Annotated in this window: 11 protein-coding genes; 8 read left to right on the top strand and 3 right to left on the bottom strand. The window is 47.7% G+C overall.

Features of this window, described 5'->3' with window-relative positions:
- Window positions 1–87 precede the first annotated feature (87 nt).
- From nirB to A3Q3_RS0111240, 5 genes are all read left to right on the top strand, one after another.
- Window positions 88–2,514, top strand: a complete 2,427-nt coding sequence (nirB, locus tag A3Q3_RS0111260) for a nitrite reductase large subunit NirB (protein WP_020183688.1) — start codon at window positions 88–90, stop codon at window positions 2,512–2,514.
- Window positions 2,515–2,638: 124 nt separating this feature from the next.
- Complete coding sequence (locus A3Q3_RS0111255; protein WP_020183687.1) at window positions 2,639–3,865, top strand: NarK/NasA family nitrate transporter; 1,227 nt, start codon at window positions 2,639–2,641, stop codon at window positions 3,863–3,865.
- A gap of 27 nt (window positions 3,866–3,892) precedes the next feature.
- Window positions 3,893–5,581 (top strand): bifunctional protein-serine/threonine kinase/phosphatase, encoded by a 1,689-nt coding sequence (locus tag A3Q3_RS0111250; protein ID WP_020183686.1) that lies wholly within the window; start codon window positions 3,893–3,895, stop codon window positions 5,579–5,581.
- 35 nt (window positions 5,582–5,616) lie between these two features.
- A complete protein-coding gene (gene nirD / locus A3Q3_RS0111245; protein ID WP_020183685.1) occupies window positions 5,617–5,922 on the top strand; it encodes a nitrite reductase small subunit NirD in 306 nt (101 codons plus the stop codon).
- 32 nt (window positions 5,923–5,954) lie between these two features.
- Window positions 5,955–8,699: a nitrate reductase gene (locus A3Q3_RS0111240; RefSeq protein WP_020183684.1), complete on the top strand. Its 2,745-nt coding sequence runs from the start codon at window positions 5,955–5,957 to the stop codon at window positions 8,697–8,699.
- Here the strand turns inward: A3Q3_RS0111240 and A3Q3_RS0111235 are convergent.
- The 3 genes from A3Q3_RS0111235 to A3Q3_RS0111225 are packed head-to-tail and all read right to left on the bottom strand — an operon-like array spanning window position 8,696 to window position 10,691.
- On the bottom strand, window positions 8,696–9,190 hold the full coding sequence (locus tag A3Q3_RS0111235; protein WP_020183683.1) for a hypothetical protein: 495 nt from the start codon (window positions 9,188–9,190) through the stop codon (window positions 8,696–8,698). The two genes, A3Q3_RS0111240 and A3Q3_RS0111235, sit on opposite strands and share 4 nt — an antisense overlap.
- A gap of 16 nt (window positions 9,191–9,206) precedes the next feature.
- Window positions 9,207–9,881 carry a DNA repair protein RadC gene (gene radC / locus A3Q3_RS0111230; protein WP_020183682.1) on the bottom strand — a complete coding sequence of 225 codons (675 nt, stop codon included), beginning with the start codon at window positions 9,879–9,881 and terminating at the stop codon, window positions 9,207–9,209.
- Between the two features lie 45 nt (window positions 9,882–9,926).
- Window positions 9,927–10,691, bottom strand: a complete 765-nt coding sequence (locus A3Q3_RS0111225; protein WP_020183681.1) for a hypothetical protein — start codon at window positions 10,689–10,691, stop codon at window positions 9,927–9,929.
- Window positions 10,692–10,792: 101 nt separating this feature from the next.
- On the opposite strand from A3Q3_RS0111225, the gene coaBC reads away from it, so the two are divergent.
- The 3 genes from coaBC to dut all read left to right on the top strand — a co-directional run bounded on the left by coaBC (window position 10,793) and on the right by dut (window position 14,847).
- Window positions 10,793–11,980 (top strand): bifunctional phosphopantothenoylcysteine decarboxylase/phosphopantothenate--cysteine ligase CoaBC, encoded by a 1,188-nt coding sequence (gene coaBC / locus A3Q3_RS0111220; RefSeq protein ID WP_020183680.1) that lies wholly within the window; start codon window positions 10,793–10,795, stop codon window positions 11,978–11,980.
- A 133-nt stretch (window positions 11,981–12,113) separates the two neighbouring features.
- Window positions 12,114–14,276, top strand: coding sequence for a TonB-dependent receptor (locus A3Q3_RS0111215; RefSeq protein ID WP_020183679.1), 2,163 nt, complete (start codon window positions 12,114–12,116; stop codon window positions 14,274–14,276).
- Window positions 14,277–14,394: 118 nt separating this feature from the next.
- A complete protein-coding gene (gene dut / locus A3Q3_RS0111210; RefSeq protein ID WP_025223670.1) occupies window positions 14,395–14,847 on the top strand; it encodes a dUTP diphosphatase in 453 nt (150 codons plus the stop codon).
- Window positions 14,848–14,907: the final 60 nt, after the last annotated feature.

Raw genomic sequence — 14,907 nt, 5'->3', positions numbered from 1 at the left:
CGATATGTAATGCATTGATTCCGCTATGGTTATATACATGGCTCGTAAATTGCTTAAACGCGATAGATTAAACAAGGTAGGTGTACTATGAAAAAAATGAATTTAGTGGTGGTCGGGAACGGGATGGCAGGGATGCGCGTGGTAGAGGAGCTGCTCAAAATAGCGCCGGATATCTATCACATTACAGTGTTTGGCGATGAACCTTATCCCAATTACAACCGCATTATGCTGTCGCCGGTGCTTGCAAACGAGCAAACGATTGATGACATCATTTTAAATACACGCGAATGGTACGCAGAAAACAATATCACGCTCTACACTAACGCACGCATCAACAAGATTGATCGTAAAAATCGCGTGGTGTATGCGGAAGATGGCACCAGTGCAGAATACGACCGTTTGTTGTTGGCCACAGGTTCCAAGCCGTTTATGTTGCCAATTCCCGGTGCCGATTTACAAGGCGTGCTGGGGTATCGCGACATTAAAGATACTAACGACATGATTGAAACTGCTAAACAATATAAACATGCAGTGGTAATTGGTGGCGGCTTGCTTGGTTTAGAAGCGGCCAATGGGTTGAAAATCCAGGGCATGGATGTCACTGTCGTCCATAAAAACGAGTGGTTACTTGAACGCCAGCTAGACAAAACTGCAGGCGTGATGCTGCAAAAATCACTAGAGTCTAAAGGCCTGCACTTTTTACTGAAAAAAGATACCGAATCACTGATTGGTAAAGATGGCCGCGTGACGGCAGTCAAATTTAAAGACGGCCAAGAAGTCCCTGCCGATTTAGTCGTCATGGCCGTAGGCATTCGCCCGAATTATGCATTGGCTGAATCGGCTGGCATCCATTGTAACCGTGGCATTGTAGTCAACGACACCATGCAAACTTACGACCCGCGCGTGTATGCAGTGGGCGAATGCGTTTCACATCGCGGCACCTCTTACGGGTTGGTCGCACCGTTATTTGAAATGGCTAAGGTGTGCGCCACACACTTGGCCAACTTTGGTATTGGGTTATACAAAGGCTCCGTGACTTCAACAAAATTAAAAGTCACAGGCATTGATTTGTTTTCTGCCGGAGATTTCTCTGGCGGTGAAGATACCGAAGAAATTGTGTTGCACGATGCAGTAGGCGGGGTGTACAAAAAACTCGTGATTAAAGATGACAAAATCATCGGCAGCGTGCTCTATGGCGATACGACGGATGGGGCTTGGTATTTCCAGATGTTGCGTGATAGCAAACCGATTCATGAGATACGTGATCACCTCATGTTCGGGCAAGATAGTCTGGGCAATACCGGGCACCAAGGTCAAGACAAAGCAGCCGCTATGACAGATGAAATGGAAGTCTGTGGCTGTAATGGTGTATGCAAAGGCACGATCGTCAAAGCCATTCAAGAAAAAGGCTTGTTCACCATTGACGACGTTAAAAAACAAACCAAAGCGGGTTCAAGCTGTGGCTCTTGCACAGGCTTGGTCGAGCAAATTTTAGCCTCTACTTTAGGGGGTGGTTATGCACCGCCTTCTAGCAGCAAATCGATTTGCGGTTGTACCGATAAGAGCCACGAGGTCGTCCGTGAAGAAATTCGCAAAAACAAATACCTGAATATTCCAGATGCGATGAAAGGCATGAGCTGGGGCACACCTAACGGTTGTGCAACTTGCCGCCCTGCATTGAATTACTACCTAATTTCCAGTTGGCCACATGAAGCCAAAGATGATCCGCAGTCACGCTTTATTAACGAACGCGTGCACGCAAATATCCAGAAAGATGGTACCTACTCTGTGATTCCACGGATGTATGGTGGCGTTACATCCTCTGATCAATTGCGCAAAATTGCCGATGTGGCCGACAAATACAATGTGCCAATGGTGAAAGTCACTGGCGGTCAGCGTATTGACTTGCTCGGTGTGAAAAAAGAAGACCTCACCAGCATGTGGGCAGATTTAGATATGCCTTCTGGCTACGCTTACGGCAAATCGATCCGTACTGTTAAAACCTGTGTGGGCTCTGAGTTTTGCCGTTTTGGTACACAAAACTCTACACAGCTAGGCATTGATATTGAAAAAGCGTTTGACCACATGTGGGCACCGCATAAAGTGAAGTTTGCGGTATCTGGCTGCCCACGTAACTGCGCGGAATCTGGCATTAAGGATGTCGGCATCATTGGCGTCGATTCTGGCTGGGAAATCTATGTCGGTGGTAACGGCGGTATCAAAACCGAAGTCGCCCAGTTCCTCTGCAAAGTGAAAACGGCAGAAGAAGTGATTGAGTACTCTGGTGCGTTTATCCAAATTTACCGCGAAGAAGCGCGTTACCTTGACCGTACCGTGCACTGGATTGAACGTGTAGGTCTGGATTACGTGAAGAAACGTATTCTAGAAGATGCCGAAGGCCGTACCGCCGCTTATGAGCGCTTGCTGTACGCCTTACAAGGTTCTGTAGACCCTTGGGCAGATCGCGTGAAAAAACGCGCCGAGCACAAAGAGTTCGACACTATTACAGTGTAGTGCCGCACGGCGTAATACCACATAGTGTAATACCGCTTCTTTTTCAATCAAGTGCCCGTGAGACTAACCGTTTCACGCTCAACAATATACAGGTGAAGCAAAATGCTTCACCAAGGAGATGATCATGCAAAAAAGTTTTTGGGAAGTCGGCCACAAGCCCACTCTATTTTCTGCCTTTTTCTACTTTGATTTAAGCTTTATGGTGTGGGTCATGTTAGGCCCACTCGCCGTGCAAATCGCGGCAGACCTGAATCTAACGCCAGCACAAAAAGGGTTAATGGTCGCCACACCAGTGCTGACAGGCGCTTTGCTGCGTATTTTTATGGGCGTGTTGGTTGATCAAATCAAGCCTAAAAAAGCGGGTTTAGTGGGCCAGTTTATTGTGATTGCCGCACTGCTGGTGGCTTGGCTACATGGTGTGCATACTTATCAACATACCTTGTTATTAGGCATGTTCTTGGGCTTTGCCGGCGCAGCGTTTGCCGTGGCACTGCCATTGGCCTCACGCTGGTATCCGCCAGAGCATCAAGGCACGGCATTAGGCATTGCGGGTGCAGGCATTGCGGGTGCAGGCAACTCTGGTACAGCGTTAGCCGCGTTATTTGCGCCAGGCTTAGCGATTGCATTCGGCTGGAACAACGTGTTTGGTTTAGCGCTCATCCCACTCAGCATTGCCTTGTTGGTGTATGTGATTTTTGCCAAAGACGCACCGGACGCACCCGCAGCCAAATCTTTAGGGCAATATCTTGCTGTATTAAAAGACAAAGACGCTTGGTGGTTCATGTTCTTTTATAGCGTGACCTTTGGCGGCTTTGTTGGCTTGGCTTCTTCATTGACTATTTATTTCAATGACCAATATGGTCTACCGCCAGTCCATGCTGGTTACTTTACGGCCGCATGCGTGTTTGCTGGTTCATTGGTACGCCCATTTGGTGGCTTATTGGCAGACCGTATCGGCGGCATTCGTTCACTCACCATCATGTACATCTTGGCGGCCTTGTTCTTATTTATCTTAAGTTTTGGTATTCCAACTCAAGCCTTAGGCTTAACGGTTGTGATTCTGGCTATGGCAGCACTCGGCATGGGCAACGGTGCAGTGTTCCAATTGGTGCCGCAACGCTTCCGCAGAGAGATTGGCGTCATGACTGGGTTGGTTGGTATGGCGGGCGGCATCGGTGGTTTCTATCTTGCTTCCAGCTTGGGCTACTCTAAACAAGTGACTGGCAGCTATCAAATTGGCTTATTGATATTTGCCGGATTGGCCATCTTAGCCATGGTGGGATTAATGGGTGTGAAAACACGCTGGAGAACTACCTGGGGTGCTGCAACGGCTACCACCGCTAAGGTATAGTGGCTGTTTTAATCGTTAAGTATTGTCATGTCACTGAAATTTAGCGTTGGCGAAAGCAGCCTAGTAGGGCCACGCACACGTAATGAAGATTACGCGGGTGTGGTCACGCCAAACCACGCGGTGCTCGCCACCAAAGGCGCGCTCATTGCGGTGGCTGATGGTGTCAGTGGCAACGCGGGCGGGCGCGAAGCCGCTGAAATGACAGTGCGTACAGTCTCTGCCGATTACTATGCAACGCCTGATACTTGGCAAATCCATATCTCGTTAGAAAAAGTGTTGAGTGCCGCCAACCGTTGGGTGCTGGCACAGGCCGCAGCTAATCGCGATATGTCTGGCATGGCGACAACATTATCGCTACTTGTATTGAAAGGGCAGCGTTATATTCTGGCGCATGTGGGGGATACACGTATTTATCGCCTTCGCAACAAAACGCTCACACAACTCACGACCGATCATGTATGGGACAGACCCGACATGCGCCACGTGCTCAAGCGCGCTGTAGGGTTAGATAGCACGCTTAATGTAGACTTTTCCGAAGGCCTATTAGAAGTAGGCGACACCTTTGCCATGATGAGTGATGGCGTATGGGAGCCTTTAGGTGAGAAAGCGATCCATCATGCGATGATGCTGTACGACAGCCCGCAAATGATCAGTGACCACCTCACCAAAACGGCGCTGGAAAAAGGTGGGCAAGACAATGCAACGGCAATCATTGTGCGCATCGATGAGATTGGCACCGATAACCTGAATGACTTACTCTCGGATGCACAGAACTTAGCCGTGCCACCCAAACTAAAAGTGGGCGATACACTGGATGGCTTTGAAGTGCAGGATATCTTGCATGACTCACGCGCTACCGTACTGTACAAAGTCAGAAACCAGAGCAAGCAATTGTTTGTATTAAAAACACTGCAGCCTATCATGGCCAATGATAAAGACAGTTGCCAAGCGCTATTGAATGAAGAATGGCTGGCTAAACGCGTGGTATCGCAATGCGTGCCACAAGTGCTGCCGTTAACGGCTGAACAACGTAAGCATTTGTATTATGTGATGACCTGGCACGAAGGTGCGACCTTGCAGCAGCGCATTGAACATGGACATCACTTTACGGTCAATGGCGTAGCCAAGACCGCTGAAGACCTGATGCGAGGCATCAGCATGTTGCACCGCTTAAACATTATTCATCGCGACATCAAACCAGCCAATATTCATATTGGGTCAGACCAGCGTTTGCGCATTTTAGATTTAGGGGTAGCACTCAATACCACCATCGGCACACCGGAAACCATGAGTAACCCGGGCACACCCAGCTTTATGGCACCGGAATTGTTTGAAGGTAATTCTGCAGACATCACTACCGATATTTATGCGGCAGGCGTCACGCTGTATTACTTGCTGACCAGAAAATATCCTTATGGCGAGATCGAGCCTTTTCAAGCGCCACGTTTTGGCGAGCCGATTCGCCCCACACGCTACCGTCCGGATATTCCGGCATGGCTAGAAAATATTATTCTTAAAGCCGTTGCACGAGATAGCGATAAACGCTTTGAAACAGCAGACGAGATGTTACATGCGCTGGAATACGGCGAGCTCAAACCCATTGCATTGCAACGCACACCACTGATTGCAAGAGCCCGATTACTCAAATGGCAGTGGCTGGCGATTTTCTCTCTGATTCTTAATTTTTTATTTATTTATTTACTAATAGTCTCCTAACCGTTGACTGCATTTCATATCATTTTGGAGTTTTTATGAGCTGGACAAAAGTTTGCCCCTTAACCGAAATCCCTAAACTGGGTTCACGCTTGGTGCGTACTGAAAAAACAGATATTGGTATTTTCCGCACCGAAGATGACCGTGTATTTGCGCTGAACAATACCTGTCCACACAAAGGCGGCCCACTCTCGCAAGGAATTGTCTATGGTGACAAAGTAGCCTGCCCGCTACATAGCTGGAAAATCAGCTTGGTAGACGGCAAAGCGGAAGAGCCAGATGTTGGTCAAACCGCTTGCTATGCAGTCAAAGTAGAAGATGGTATGGTGTATTTAGAAGTTTGAAGTTAGTAATTTAAAGACGGACAAAGTAGCAAATGGCAAATCAAGTGCAATCCCCTATTAATCCTGCGGTCAAAGAGACCAAGGCTACCTGTTGCTATTGTGGCGTGGGTTGTGGCGTGATTATTAAAACAGAGCATCAACGTATTATTGATGTGAAAGGTGACCCCGACCACCCTGCCAATTTCGGACGCCTATGCACCAAGGGTTCAACCCTACACCTCACGGCCAAATTGGATGCACGCGGTCTATATCCGGAATTGCGTACCGAGCGCGGTGCCGAGCGTCAGCGTAGTACTTGGGATGCGTCTCTGGATTATGTGGTGGATAAATTCGCCGACACCATTGCACAACATGGTCCGGACTCCGTGGCCTTTTATATTTCGGGCCAATTGCTGACCGAAGACTACTATGTGTTCAACAAGCTGGCTAAAGGCTTGATTGGCACCAATAACGTCGACACCAATTCACGCCTATGCATGAGCTCCGCTGTGACTGGTTACAAAGCCACATTGGGTGCAGACTCCCCACCCGCCTGTTATGAAGATATCGACCATACCGGGTGTTTGTTTATTGCAGGGTCGAATACCGCTTTTGCACATCCGATTATTTTCCGCCGCATCGAAGATGCCAAAGCTAAAAATCCTGACATGAAAGTGGTGGTGGTCGATCCGCGTCGCACCGATACGGCACAGTTTGCTGATTTACATTTGGCCATTTTACCGGGCACCGATGTTGCACTATTCAATGGTCTATTACACGTGATGCTCTGGGAAGGGCTGTTGGATATGCAGTATATCCGCAACCACACCGAAGGTTTTGACGCTTTAAAAGAAACCGTACGCGAATACACCCCTAAAATGGTGGCTGATATTTGCGGCATCAGTGAGCAAGATATTATTCAAGCGGCTAAATGGTTTGGTGCTGGCCCTACGCTCTCCATGTATTGCATGGGGCTCAATCAATCGGTGCACGGCACGGATAAAAATGCGGCACTCATCAACCTACACTTGGCCACTGGCCAAATTGGCAAACCGGGCGCTGGCCCATTCTCGCTCACCGGACAACCCAATGCCATGGGTGGCCGTGAAGTCGGCGGCATGGCCAACTTGCTTTCTGGTCACCGTGACTTAGCCAATGCCGAGCACCGCGCAGAAGTGGCGAAACTATGGGACATTGATGATGTGCCCGCCCAGCCCGGAAAAACTGCGGTTGAAATGTTTGATGCCATTAAAAAAGGTGAAATCAAAGCGGTATGGATTGCCTGCACCAATCCAGCACACTCGATGCCGGACCTGAATAATGTACTAGAAGCGCTGAATACTGCCGAACTCGTCGTGCTGCAAGATGCCTTTAACAACACCGACAGCAACCAATACGCCGATGTGTTCTTTCCAGCCACGACATGGGGTGAAAAAGAAGGCACCGTGACCAACTCGGAACGCAGAATCACACGCTTGCAAAGTGCATCGCCCAAGCCGGGTGAAGCGCGCCACGATTGGGAAATTGCGGTAGACTTTGCACAACGTTTAGAGAAAAAACTCGCATCTAAATCCATTACGGGTAAATCGTTATTTGATTACCCCACCACGGAAAGCGTGTTCAACGAGCACCGTGAAACAACACGCGGACGCGATTTAGACATTACCGGACTCAGCTACCAGTTGCTGGAACAACAAGGTCCGCAACAATGGCCATTTAAAGAAGGTGCAACGACAGGTGAGGCACGCCTGTATACCGATGGCGTGTTCCAAAAACCTAACGGCAAAGCGCAGTTCCACAACGCGGTATATAAAGGTACTGCCGATAAAACCGATGCACGCCATCCGCTACACCTGTTGACAGGTCGCCTACGTGACCAGTGGCATGGCATGAGCCGCACTGGCACCATTGCGCAGCTTTATAACCATGTGGAAGAGCCGGTCGTTTCCATGAATCAGGATGACATGACGCGCCGGCAGCTCAAGTCCGGCGACATTGTGAAACTGAGCAATAAACGCGGCAGCCTGAATATTCGTGTGCAGCAATCCGAAGAAGTCAAACCGGCGGAAACCTTTATCCCTATGCACTGGGGAAGCCAAACGATGAGTGGCTTGGGTGTCAATGCCTTGATGCCGCCAGCATTTGATAAGACCTCCAAGCAACCAGAGTTAAAGCACACGGCCATTAAGATTGAAAAGCTGGATCTGCCTTGGCAAATGACGGTCATGCGCACTTGCAGTAATCTAAGTTTGGTTGAAAACATTCGCCCCCTACTTAAAGAGTTTGATTACGCCACCTGCGGATTGTATGGTCGTGACCACGGCATGGTCGTATTGCGTGCATCGCATCATACTGCGCCTGATGCCGCGATTATTCAACGTTTGGACCAAATGCTTGGCATGGTGGAAGACGCACCCATGCTAAATTATGACGATGCCAAACGCGGTATCCATAAACGCATCTTGGTAGAATCAGGCCAAGTGACTGGCGTGAAACTGATTGGTGAAACATTGGCAGCAGACTGGCTGAAACAAGTGATGCAACAAGGCCAATTTACCGATGAACTCAGACGTTGGGCACTTGCGCCATTAAGTGCGCCACCTAGCGGTCAAAAAAGCCGTGGCAAAATTGTGTGTAACTGCTTTGATGTGTCAGAGAATGAAATTATCGACACCTGTGAAGCTGGGGCAGACTTGCAAACGCTACAAGCCAAGTTGCAATGCGGCACCAACTGTGGCTCTTGTGTGCCAGAACTCAAACGTTTAGTGAAAGCACATAGCACACTTAAGGTAGGTTAAACCTCAATCAAGGTCGGCGTACCAACCCGGCCTTTTTCTTTCGCGATTTTTGTGATGTACTTGGCAAAATCGGGGTCTTCACCTTGCAACAGCCTTGGCAACCACTCCCGAAAATCATCGCGCTCGCACCACTCGCGCATATAGTCATCCCATGAATACCAACGCCGCAATTGCTTGCCCGCCATATTGGGCTCGTAAGCAAGTAAATAGGCACGTTCAAATAATGAAATCAAAATTTCAAACATCACGTACATACGCTCCAGTTGCTCTTCTGTTAGCTGCTCAATACTGGATTGTGAGCGCAATTTAAGGTCTGGATTCGCCATCACCAGCTTAAGAAAATCGGTATAGGCATCCGACAATAACTGATACACCTCTTCTTCTTCGTTCTCACGTTCTTTACGCTGCTCTAGCATAAATGAGAGGATTGCCAACGGCAAACCAAACACCGTCACAATGTAACTTAACAATTCCCAAGTTTGCAAAGACATCTCAGGCTCCTCGCTCTTAAAGTAAACCGCGCTCTACAAACGAACAGGTACTATTGCCCGCCACAATAAAATGATCCAACACCCGCACATCCACCAAGGCCAATGCTTGCTTTAATGCCTGTGTCAGGCTTTCATCCGCCTGGCTAGGCTCAGCAATGCCAGAAGGATGATTATGTGCAAAAATAACAGAAGCGGCATTGTGATGCAGCGCGCGCTTCACCACTTCACGCGGATAGACGCTGGTTTGCGTCAACGTGCCCTCAAACAACACTTCCTGCGCCAATACCCGATTTTGCGCATCCAGCAACAGCAGCATAAACACTTCTCGCGGTAATATCCCTAGCTTGAGCATCAAATAATCACGTACTTGCTTAGGCGAGGACAACACATCGCGTACCTGCATTTGCTCTGCCAATGCCCGCTGACTCATCTCAAAAATTGCTTGTAACTGGCAATACTTGCTTTCACCCATGCCATGCACTTGGTTGATTTGCACTAGCGACGCCGAAAAAATGCCATTTAAACTGCCAAACTGTTGCAAAAGATCACGCGCTAAGTCTACTGCGCTTTTACCTGTTACCCCTACGCGCAAAAAGATGGCAAGCAACTCCGCATCTGACAATGCCGCTGCTCCCTGCTGCATCAGCTTTTCTCTTGGGCGCTCCCCTTCAGGCCAATCTGTAATCGCCATGCTGTGCTTTCTTTTCTTTCTTATATTGAAATGACCATCTGATGATTATCGCACCCAGCCAATTTCTCTTGCAGTTTTGCGTCCAATCAAAGTTAACCGCAAGCTCTTAGGTACCTCTGCAGTACTTTCGGTCAGTGGCACTCTGCCACCCATCAGCTCTGCATAATCTTGTGGCAATCTGGGCTGTTTCTCTGGCTCGGCGTAACCGTCGGGGAAACTAGGCAATCCGTTCGCTAAGTCATACTTGTCAGTTGCTTTGACCGTATGTAGCAGTTCATGCGCCAGAATCACCAAATTCTTTTTGGCATACGCTGCATCGGCAAACAAGTTCACACGCCCTATTCTGCCTTTATTTAAAGCCGTTGAATGCGTAAGGCGAGGGCTAGTTAAAGGATCATGGTATAGCAAATACAGCCGGATATCCGGCTTAACCGACATGCTAGGTGAGTTTTTCCAGGCAAAATATCTAAACTGTAAACTCCATAGCACGACTTTCAATACGCCACTTTCCACTGGGGGTGCTGGAGGAATTTGATTGATTTTATCCCCGAGTCGAATCTCAAATGGGCGACGCAAGCCTAACTGATAACGTTGTGCTTCTTCTGCAAAATACTCTGCCACCGGCTCAAAATCTTGGGGGGTGAGTGTGTTAATGTAAGTGCTTACTACCGCGCTATTATCTGCATTGATAGGATATACCGCTACATAGAAATTTTTATTCCAATCCAAATCCGCATCTTCTTGTAACGTCTGCTGAATCACCGTTGCAAGAATCAACAGCAGAATGATAATGCGTATTTTTTTCCACATAAGGCACCTGTTTTTTCTATTATCTTAACAGCAATCTATGCCGCTTTCATGCCGTACGCGCAATCATCGCAATTGCACCTTGTTTCAGATAGAATTCGCGCATGGCATCTCAATCTTCAAAACGCGCGATTGTACTGGGTATCACAGGCGGTATTGCAGCTTATAAAGCGGCCGAACTGGTGCGCCTACTGATTCAACAGAGTTACAGTGTACAAGTTGTGATGACTGAAGCCGCTTGTCAATTTATTACACCTGTGACGATGCAAGCGCTTTCGGGCAACCCGGTGTATATGAATATGTGGGATAACGCTATTCCGAATGGTATGCCGCATATTGAACTCAGTCGCCAAGCCGATGCTATTTTGATTGCCCCTGCCAGCGCAGATTTTTTAGCAAAGCTCGTGCATGGTCGTGCGGATGATTTACTGTCTACCCTATGTTTAGCGAGAAACTGTCCGTTGCTCGTTGCACCAGCCATGAACAAACAGATGTGGGAGAACCCAGCAACGCAGCGCAATATCAGCCAACTGAAGGCGGATGGCATTAGCATATTAGGGCCGGCTGCCGGCGAGCAAGCCTGTGGTGAAATTGGCTTAGGACGCATGCTGGAACCTGAGGCACTGATGCAAGCTGTGACTACGCACTTTACGCCCAAGTTGCTGCAAGGAAAACGTATCCTCATTACTGCAGGTGCCACACTAGAGCCGATTGACCCGGTCCGTGCCATCACCAATTTAAGCTCCGGTAAAATGGGCTATGCTATTGCACAAGTAGCAGTTGACATGGGTGCAGCAGTCACCTTGGTGAGTGGGCATAGCACGCAAACACCTCCAAGCAACCTTACCTTTATCAAAGCGCTGGATGCAAAAAGTATGTATCAAACAGTGATGCAGCAAGTGCATCATCAAGATGTATTGATTGCCGTTGCTGCGGTAGCAGACTACAGTCCGGCACAAGTTTCTACACAAAAAATCAAAAAAAGTGAAGACACACTTAGCTTAACCTTGCTAAAAAATAAAGACATACTGGCTGATGTTGCTAGCTTGCCCAACGCACCGTTTTGCATAGGATTCGCTGCCGAGACCGAGCATGTGATTAAACATGCAACACAAAAACGTATCGCTAAAAAACTCCCGCTTATCGTTGCCAATGATGTCAGCATCGCCATGGGGCAAGACCATAATCAAGTCACGCTGATTGATGATGCCGGCACTCACACATTGCCACTTAGTACAAAGCCAGAAGTAGCGTTGTTAATATTGCAGCACCTTGCCAGCATGCTTAAATAGCCTGCCCGTTTGACTTGCATCAAATGCAAGTCAATCCCTCTGAGCGCATCGCATAAAATCATGATATTGCTGATGCCAATCCTTCTAATTATGGTTATTATCGCGCGATTAATTCACTACCGATGAAACCAACATGATTTCAAACAACAAAACAGTCCAATTTAAACTATTACCGATGGCTGTTGCCAGCGCATTAGGCATGGTACCGGCGCTCGATGCCTATGCAGAGGAGGATGAGAAAACCTTGCATATCGCACCGATTGTTGTCACTGGCACCCGCACGCTGCAAAATAGCTTTGACCTTCCCATTGCCATTGACGTGGTCAAGCAAGAGGATATTCAAAACGGCCAGCTACAAATGACGCTCTCGGAAAGCTTGATTAGAGTGCCTGGCATCACCGCACAAAATAGAACACAACAAGCCCAAGACCCACAAATTTCAAGTCGCGGCTTCGGTTCACGCTCTAGCTTTGGTGTGCGTGGTGTCCGAGTTTACGTTGATGGCATTCCACTCACTATGCCGGATGGCCAAGGTCAGCCTGGTGTTGTGGATTTATCCGCAATCAAAAGTATAGAGGTATTACGCGGCCCGTTCTCCGCACTATATGGCAACTCTTCCGGTGGTGTGATTCAAATGTTCACAGAAGACGCACCGAAAACCCCTGAAATAGGTGGCACAGTGATGTTTGGCAGTTACAACACCAAACGCCAAGTCATCAATGCAGCGGGTATTGCAGACGGTGTTGAGTACTTATTAAATGGCTCCAACTTTGAGAGCGATGGCTATCGCGATAATAGCGAGAGCGATAAACAGCAAGCCACCGCCAAATTTAAATTCAATATCAGTGAAGATACCAAACTCACCACTTTGATTAATTGGTTTGATCAGGATGCGCAAGACCCGCTTGGCTTGGACCGTGCACGTGCCTTTAACAGCAGCACCCGAGACTCTGTGGTACCGGCTGCTATCAACGCCAATACCAGCGTCAGCCGTACCCACACACAAGTTGGCTTTAATTTTGAGCATGCATTCAATGAAAATAATAAGCTAAGTGTTGTGCCATATGTAGGTAACCGTAAAAACGCACAGATTTTAACTACGACAGCCACAGCCCTCACACCAGCCACTACTAATGCACGACTCAGCGAAATTGACCGTGATTTTTATGGCATGGATGCTCGCTGGGATAACAAAGGCACTTTAGGCAATTTACCTTATAACATTAGTGCAGGCATAACGTATGGCAAGCTCGAAGATGGTCGTTTGGATACCAATGTTCTAGCGAGTGGCGTAAGTGTTAACGTTAAAAATCGCGATGAAGAGAATATCGCCACCAATTTTGATCAATATGTACAAGGTAAACTAAGCGTTTCTGACAGCGTAGACCTGCATGCAGGCGCTAGGCATACCAAAGTAAGACTCAAAGTAGAGGATAACTTTTTAACTGGGACAGGCAGTAACGGTAACAATAGCGGCGCTGTGGAATACCAAAAAACCACGCCTGTTATCGGGCTCACATGGAAAGCAACTGACAGGTTAAATCTATATGCCAACTTTGGTAAAGGTTTTGAAACACCAACCTTCATTGAGGCTGCTTTTGATAATGTCGCTGGCGGTGTAGCCAGCAAACCCAACCTATCGCTCAAGGCTGCGGAAAGTCGCAACTTTGAGATAGGTGCAAAGGCATTTGTTACTGACAACATTAGAGCTAACCTCACTTTATTTAAAATAGATACTGAGAATGAAATCGTGACTCGGCAGACTGTTGCTGGGCGATCCAGCTTTCAAAATGCAGGGGACACAAAACGCACAGGCATCGAGGCTTCAATAGATGCCAGCTTTGATAACAACATTAATGTCTTCGCATCCTATACATTGCTCAATGCCAAATTCGAGGATCCGTTCGTTACCGTCATTAACGCAGCGGGCACCACAGGCACAGTGAATTCAGGCAACCGTATTCCTGGTACTTACAAGTCACAAATTTACGGTGAAGTTGCATGGAGCTATCCAACCTTTGGCTTCTTTTCTGCTTTAGAAGGCAGGCATAGCAGCCAAGTATATGTCAACGACATCAATATAGATAAAGCGCCTTCATACACTATCTTTAATGTACGCGCTGGATTTGAGCAAAATCTCGCGCATTGGAACTTCAAAGAGTTCCTTCGCGTGGAGAATATGTTTGATAAAGAATATATTGGTTCAGTACGCGTCAACGATGGCAATGCTTTATTCTTTGAACCAGGTGCAGATAGAAACTACCTACTAGGATTAAGCGCTAGCTACAAATTTTAGACATATGTACTAGTATCAAGCCAGCTTTGTTAAGCTGGCTTTTTTATTGTCTAGTGCTTTTCACAGGCAATTAGTGTTTAATAATACATTCTCATCAGCTCAAACAAAAACCATCGTTATGTCCATTACCGTTGATCTAAAAATTCTTGATAATCGCCTCCACCATATGATGCCCAGTTATGCCACTCCCGGTTCCGCCGGTTTGGATCTGCGCGCCTGTATTGATCATACACAAAGCATACAACCGGGCGAGACCATCATGATTCCAACAGGCATGGCGATTCATATCGACAACACCTACTATGCGGCACTGATTCTACCACGCTCCGGCTTAGGCCATAAACACGGCATCGTGCTTGGCAATTTGGTTGGGCTGATTGATTCAGACTATCAAGGGCAATTGCTCGTGTCTTGCTGGAACCGCAGCAAAGAGGCGTTTATTCTGAACCCGATGGAACGCATCGCTCAATTGGTGATTGTGCCTGTGGTGCAGGCCGACTTTCATATCGTAGATGAGTTTGCGCAAAGCGATCGTGGTGAAGGTGGCTTTGGTAGTACCGGTAAACATTAACTCTAGCAACGAAAATAATTAGCAAATTAAGCTATTTAGCTTGAAAACATTATCGTTTTC

Origin of the sequence: Methylotenera sp. 1P/1 (genome assembly GCF_000384355.1) — a bacterium.
In the GTDB taxonomy this organism is placed as follows: domain Bacteria; phylum Pseudomonadota; class Gammaproteobacteria; order Burkholderiales; family Methylophilaceae; genus Methylophilus.
This window is presented reverse-complemented; position numbering and strand designations above follow the sequence as displayed.

What these genes read in the sequence shown, in the direction of transcription:
- dut (WP_025223670.1), top strand. Translation starts at nt 14,395, where the DNA reads ATGTCCATTACCGTTGATCTAAAAATTCTTGATAATCGCCTCCACCAT.
- A3Q3_RS0111250 (WP_020183686.1), top strand. Translation starts at nt 3,893, where the DNA reads ATGTCACTGAAATTTAGCGTTGGCGAAAGCAGCCTAGTAGGGCCACGC.
- A3Q3_RS0111235 (WP_020183683.1), bottom strand. Translation starts at nt 9,190, where the DNA reads ATGTCTTTGCAAACTTGGGAATTGTTAAGTTACATTGTGACGGTGTTT.
- A3Q3_RS0111255 (WP_020183687.1), top strand. Translation starts at nt 2,639, where the DNA reads ATGCAAAAAAGTTTTTGGGAAGTCGGCCACAAGCCCACTCTATTTTCT.
- A3Q3_RS0111240 (WP_020183684.1), top strand. Translation starts at nt 5,955, where the DNA reads ATGGCAAATCAAGTGCAATCCCCTATTAATCCTGCGGTCAAAGAGACC.
- A3Q3_RS0111215 (WP_020183679.1), top strand. Translation starts at nt 12,114, where the DNA reads ATGATTTCAAACAACAAAACAGTCCAATTTAAACTATTACCGATGGCT.
- nirB (WP_020183688.1), top strand. Translation starts at nt 88, where the DNA reads ATGAAAAAAATGAATTTAGTGGTGGTCGGGAACGGGATGGCAGGGATG.
- coaBC (WP_020183680.1), top strand. Translation starts at nt 10,793, where the DNA reads ATGGCATCTCAATCTTCAAAACGCGCGATTGTACTGGGTATCACAGGC.
- nirD (WP_020183685.1), top strand. Translation starts at nt 5,617, where the DNA reads ATGAGCTGGACAAAAGTTTGCCCCTTAACCGAAATCCCTAAACTGGGT.
- radC (WP_020183682.1), bottom strand. Translation starts at nt 9,881, where the DNA reads ATGGCGATTACAGATTGGCCTGAAGGGGAGCGCCCAAGAGAAAAGCTG.
- A3Q3_RS0111225 (WP_020183681.1), bottom strand. Translation starts at nt 10,691, where the DNA reads ATGTGGAAAAAAATACGCATTATCATTCTGCTGTTGATTCTTGCAACG.